Origin of the sequence: Bradyrhizobium sp. 31Argb (assembly GCF_043638955.1) — a bacterium.
In the GTDB taxonomy this organism is placed as follows: domain Bacteria; phylum Pseudomonadota; class Alphaproteobacteria; order Rhizobiales; family Xanthobacteraceae; genus Bradyrhizobium.
On the sequence record NZ_JBEGDB010000396.1, the window covers coordinates 1 to 5,553 of the forward strand.

4 protein-coding genes are annotated in these 5,553 nt (G+C 63.7%); 1 reads left to right on the top strand and 3 read right to left on the bottom strand.

Going from position 1 to position 5,553, the window contains the following annotated elements; genetic code table 11:
- Nucleotides 1-58 precede the first annotated feature (58 nt).
- The 3 genes from AAFX91_RS38370 to AAFX91_RS38380 all read right to left on the bottom strand — a co-directional run bounded on the left by AAFX91_RS38370 (nt 59) and on the right by AAFX91_RS38380 (nt 3,327).
- The gene (locus tag AAFX91_RS38370; protein ID WP_394569953.1) at nt 59-946 is read right to left on the bottom strand and encodes an SMP-30/gluconolactonase/LRE family protein; all 888 of its coding nucleotides are present in this window, start codon (nt 944-946) and stop codon (nt 59-61) included.
- A gap of 132 nt (nt 947-1,078) precedes the next feature.
- Nucleotides 1,079-1,900, bottom strand: a complete 822-nt coding sequence (gene map, locus AAFX91_RS38375) for a type I methionyl aminopeptidase (protein WP_130583597.1) — start codon at nt 1,898-1,900, stop codon at nt 1,079-1,081.
- Nucleotides 1,901-2,013: 113 nt separating this feature from the next.
- A complete protein-coding gene (locus AAFX91_RS38380) occupies nt 2,014-3,327 on the bottom strand; it encodes a mechanosensitive ion channel family protein (RefSeq protein WP_394569955.1) in 1,314 nt (437 codons plus the stop codon).
- A gap of 214 nt (nt 3,328-3,541) precedes the next feature.
- Here AAFX91_RS38380 and AAFX91_RS38385 point away from each other — a divergent pair, with 214 nt between their 5' ends.
- On the top strand, nt 3,542-5,335 hold the full coding sequence (locus tag AAFX91_RS38385; protein WP_282531442.1) for a potassium/proton antiporter: 1,794 nt from the start codon (nt 3,542-3,544) through the stop codon (nt 5,333-5,335).
- Nucleotides 5,336-5,553: the final 218 nt, after the last annotated feature.

Sequence of the window (5,553 nt, forward strand, 5' to 3'; positions counted from 1 at the left end):
ACGCAACCTCGGACCGGCCGACAGTCGGAGCTACATCCGTCAAGCGAAAGTAACATCCTCAGGTGAGGCAATACGAGATAGCAATATTGCCTGCCGAAGGCCGCGCGAGAAAAATCCTGCCACTGGTGTCGGTGCGCAGGCCATCGACTTCGAAATCAGCGAACCGCCTGACCTGTCGTGGATCGAGCAGTCTGCTGCCTTCGAGCCGATAGGCCCATACTTGCCGGGAATCCGACTCGCTGACGTAGAGCGTCGTGCCATCCCGGCTCAGATCGATCCCGTTGGTCACGCCCATGCGCGGTCGCGTGCTGGACATCACTTCGCCGCGGCCCTTGCCGTCGGCGTCGCGGGTGATTCGCCAAATCTGACCCGAGCCTGATGAAAATCGCGGGTCGCTGGCGTAGAGCGTGCCATCTGCCGCTATCGCCAGATCGTTCGGCTGATTGAAAAGATCGGAATGAAAGTAGACACGCGGCGTCGAGTCGCCGCGCTCGATCACGAAGACATTGTGCTTCTTGAAATCGGCGATGTACATCCGCCCGTCGCGGTCAAAGCGGATGCCATTGCCGATGCTGCCGGTAGGAAGCGACGTGAAGAGTTGCGATTGAGATGCGCCTGGCGCGACTTTGCCGATATTGCCACTCTGTCGAAAGTTGACGGCATAGAGATTGCCCGATGCATCCACCGCGGGCCCCTCAATCCCGGCAGTGTATTCGCCCGGCGTTGTGACCCTTTGACTCACGAACAGGGTGTCCTGCGCATTGGCGCGTGGGCCAGCGACGAAAGCCGCGACTACGGCAAGACAAGCCACAATCTGTCGCGCTCGAAAGCCGGGTCTTGCAGTCGCCATCGCCAACCCCCTGTTGCAAATGGATTGTGATAGATGCAATGATAGATTGTAATAAACTTGAATGCACTTACTTCTTAAAGGGGATGCGTTCGACACGTTTCACGGCCGGCGCACTTCTCCCGCCGGGCTGCATCGGCAGCGACGTGTGCGTCGCAACAGCTTTCGCCCATTCCCGTCAAACCGATGGTGATCGAAAGTGATTTTGGACTCGCGGACGGGTCTCCGCGGCTACACCGTCCACGGCTTCTCGCCGCTCCGCTGCGACAGCGTGAATATTTCCACCCCATCGGCGGTCACGCCGACCGAATGCTCGAATTGCGCCGACAGCGAGCGGTCGCGCGTCACCGCGGTCCAGCCGTCGGACAGGATCTTCACATGCGGCTTGCCGAGATTGATCATCGGCTCGATGGTGAAGAACATGCCGGGCTTCAGCGCCACGCCTTCGCCGGGCCGGCCGACATGGATGATGTTCGGCTCGTCGTGGAACATACGCCCGAGGCCGTGGCCGCAGAAATCGCGCACCACGCTCATGCCCTGCGGCTCGACATAGCTCTGGATCGCATGGCCGATGTCGCCGGTGGTGGCGCCCGGCTTCACCGCGGCGATGCCCCGCATCATCGCCTCATAGGTCACCTCGATCAGCCGCTCGGCTTTGCGCGCGATCGGCCCGACCGCATACATGCGGCTGGAATCGCCATACCAGCCGTCGACGATGAAGGTGACGTCGATATTGACGATGTCGCCTTCCTTCAGCGGGCGGTCGCCGGGCATGCCGTGGCAGACCACATGGTTCAGCGAGGTGCAGGTCGAATAGCGATAGCCGCGATACATCAGCGTCGCCGGATAGGCGCCATGGCTGAAGGCGAACTCGCGCACGAACTGGTCGATCTGCGAGGTCGGGATTCCCGGCTTGACGATGTCGGTGAGCTCGTCGAGGCATTTCGACACCAGCGCACCTGCTTTGCGCATGCCGACGAAGCCGCTTTGTCCGTGCAACTTGATCTGGCCGGTCTTGCGTAGGGAGGTGTCGGTTGCTTCGATATAGCTCATGGTCGGGTCATTTGGCGGGGTCTGTCGGACTGGCGGTAATTGACCTAATTTAATGATCGAGGCGGCCAGCGCAAGCCAAGGTTGGGGCCGAAATGGCCTTTCCTGCCATGGATTTAGCTGGAAGTCTCGATCACGGTCTCGACCGGCAGGGCGCCGCGGACCCGAAGTTCCCGCACCGGATAGGGCACGCGGATGCCCTTGCGCTTGAAGGCGTCCCACAGCGCCAGCATCACGTCGCTTTTGACGTTGTCGAGGCCATCAGGGTCGCCAATCCAGAAGGTCAGCGAGAATTTCATCCCGGCCTCGGCGAATTCGGTCAGGATGCAGTTCGGCGGCTTGCCCTTCAATGCCCGCGGCGCCGCGGCGGCGATCTCGATGGCAAGCTTGCACACCAGCCGCGGATCGGCGTCGTAATTGGTGCCGAAGGGGATTTTGACCAGCGTGTTCTTGTCGGTATAGGTCCAGTTGACGACCTTCTGCGTCACCAGGTCCTCGTTCGGGATCAGGAATTCGCGGCCGTCGCCGGCGGCAACCGAGATGTAGCGCGTTTTCATCGCGCTGATGCGCCCCGAACTGTCGCCGATGGTGACGAGGTCGCCGGGCTTCACCGATTTGTCGGCGAGCAGGATGATGCCCGAGATGAAGTTGGCGACGATCTTCTGCAGGCCGATACCGATACCGACACCGACCGCGCCGGAGAACACCGCGAGCGCCGACAGGTTGATGCCGACCGCGCTTAGCGCGATGGCGATTGCAACCACCATCAGCCCGATGCGGATGATCTTGATCAGCAGCACCTGGATCGACGGCGTCAGGTCGGTGGCGCGGTTGATGCGGCTCTCGACGAAATTGCTCGCGATGTTGGTCAGCCACAGCGCCAGGATCACCAGCGCGCCGGCCTTGATCAGGAGCAGCGGCGTCAGCCGCAGGCCGCCGATCTCGATTGCGACCGAATCCAGCGCCTCCGCCGTCGCATCGAGCTGGCCGATGATGCTGAGCGCCGCGACGATCCAGGCCCCCAGCGACACCAGGCGGACGATGAGGGCGTTGCGGATCACCGATGTCACCAGGCAGATCACCAGCCAGGCCAGCGCCAGCTTGGCCGAGACCACGATCAGATAGCTGCGGCTCGGCCAGGTCGAATGTGCCATGATGATGCGCGTCGCGATCATCAGGAGCGCGAACACCGCGGTCGAGGCGCTGCCGACCAGCACGCGCAGGAAATGCCTGAGCGGCAGCGGCAGGTGCGATCCCAGCGAATCCGTGTTGACCCGTACGCGGATCGCGGCGTCGGCCGCATAGGCGATGCCGGCGGCGGCCAGGATGATGCCGAACTGCAGATAGAACCAGGGCGAGGTGACCTCCGCGCCGACCGACCGTGCGGCCATCTGCAGGGTCTCGATGACGTCCTTCAGCTCCATTTCCATCGGCGAAATCTCATGAAGTGCAGATTCAAGCGAATTTGATTCGAACGGTCGGCACGATCCCACAAACGCGACGCGCGGACCATCGCCACAACGGGAGGGCGAAGTGAGGTTGGGTGTAAAACCAGAAGTCTGACGCCATGTTCAGAAAATGGGTTGGCGTCGAACTGTGGCGACGGTAAGGATGCATTGCAACCCTTCTCCTTCCTTACGGCGTATGGCTTCTCTCGATCAGGTCAGCATAGCCATCCTGCTTGGCGCAGTTCTCGTGATGGCCGGCATCCTGTCGAGCCTTTTGGCGCTGCGCTTTGGCGCCCCCCTGCTGCTGGTCTTCCTCCTGATCGGCATGCTCGCGGGCGATGCCGGTCCCGGCCATCTGCAGTTCGACGACGTCCGCACCACCTATCTGGTGGGCTCGGTGGCGCTGGCGCTGATCCTGTTCGACGGCGGACTACGCACGCGCTTCCAGAGCATCCGTGCCGTGCTGGCGCCCTCGATGGTGCTCGCGACCGCCGGCGTGCTGTTGACCGCGCTGGTCACGGCGCCGGTGGCCAAATATATGCTCGACCTCTCCTGGACCGAGGCGCTGCTGGTCGGGGCCGTGGTGGCCTCGACCGACGCCGCGGCGGTATTCCTGCTGGTCCACACCCAGGGGTTGCGCCTGCGCCCGCGTGTCGGCGCCACGCTGGAGGCCGAAAGCGGCACCAACGATCCGTTCGCGATCTTCCTGACGCTGATGCTGGTGGAGTTCATCTCGCTTGGGGAAAGCTCGGCGTCGCACGTCATCCTGGAGTTCGCCCGCGAGGCCGTGCTTGGGGCGATCGTGGGCGTGATCGGCGGCCGGCTGGTCGTGATCGCCATGAACCGCGTCGCTCTGCCGCAGGGCCTGCACGCGCCGTTCGTGACCACGGCGGCGCTGGTGATCTTCGGCGCGGCGCAGATCGCCCATGCCTCCGGCTTCCTCGCCGTCTATCTCGCAGGCATCATCATCGGCAACCGGCCGACGCGCGCGCACAGCTCGGTGGTCGCGTTCCTCGACGCCGCCACCTGGCTCGCGCAGATCGTGATGTTCGTGCTGCTTGGGCTTCTGGTATCGCCGCATCGCGTGCTCAGCAGCCTGGGTGCTTCAGTCGTGGTGGCGCTGGCGCTGATGCTGCTGGCGCGGCCGCTTGCGGTATTCGCCTGCATGGCGCCGTTCCGCTTCAACTGGCGGGAGAAGCTGTTCATCGCCTGGACCGGGCTGCGCGGCGCGGTTGCGATCTTCCTCGCCTCGATCCCGATGCTGGTGGGCCTGTCGAAGGCCTATCTCTATTTCGATGTCGCCTTTGTCGTCGTCATCATCTCGCTTTTGCTGCAGGGCTGGACCCTGGCGCCGGCGGCGCGTCGGCTGCACGTGGCGCTGCCGCGTGTCGACCGTGGCCCGCGGCGCGTCGAATTGGACCTGCCCGGCCAGCTCGAGCAGCAACTGGTCGGCTATCCCGTCGGTGCGAAAAGCCTGTTTTTCCGCCGTGGATTGCTGCCGTCCTGGTCGAAGCCGACGCTGGTGATCCGCGACGAGAACATCCTCTCCCCCGCTGAGGCCGACCCGATCGCACCCGGCGACTACCTCTATCTGCTGGCGCCGCCGGAGCGGGCGGAAGCGCTCGACCGCTTCTTCGTCGACATGCCCCCGGGCACCGCGCCGGATCCGCATCTGCTCGGCGACTTCGTGGTCTCCGGCGAACATACGCTCGGCGAGCTTGCCGAGATCTACGGCGTGACCGTCGACGAGGACCAGAAGAAGCTGACGCTGTCGGATTATTTCGACATCCATCTCGACCGCGCGCCGAAGGAAGGCGCGGAGCTCGCGCTGGACAGCATTGTCTTGGTCGCGCGCAGCCTCGGCGGCGGCAGGGTCAATGTCGTCGGCCTGCGCCTGCCGGAGGACGAGGAGCCGGCCGTGCCGCCGACCCGGCTGCAGCAGTTCAAGCGCAAGCTCGCCGGGATCTGGTCATCAGTCGCGGGAGTTTAGGGCCTCGCGTCAAAACGGCGTAGCCCGGGTGGAGCGCCAGCGTAACCCGGGTCGTCTCCCATCAACGAGCTGTCCCGAGTTACGCTGACGCTCCACTCGGGCTACGCGGCTGTTTGACGTTTGAATCCGAACCTCTCTCCACGTCGTCCCGGGCTTGACCCGGGACCCATATGTGGACGGCCCCCGTGGCACAAGAGCTTTTGAGGTGATCGGATCGC

Bases quoted from the DNA above. Each gene is read 5' to 3' on its own strand.
- AAFX91_RS38380 (WP_394569955.1), bottom strand. From the start codon at position 3,327: ATGGAAATGGAGCTGAAGGACGTCATCGAGACCCTGCAGATGGCCGCA.
- AAFX91_RS38385 (WP_282531442.1), top strand. From the start codon at position 3,542: ATGGCTTCTCTCGATCAGGTCAGCATAGCCATCCTGCTTGGCGCAGTT.
- map (WP_130583597.1), bottom strand. From the start codon at position 1,900: ATGAGCTATATCGAAGCAACCGACACCTCCCTACGCAAGACCGGCCAG.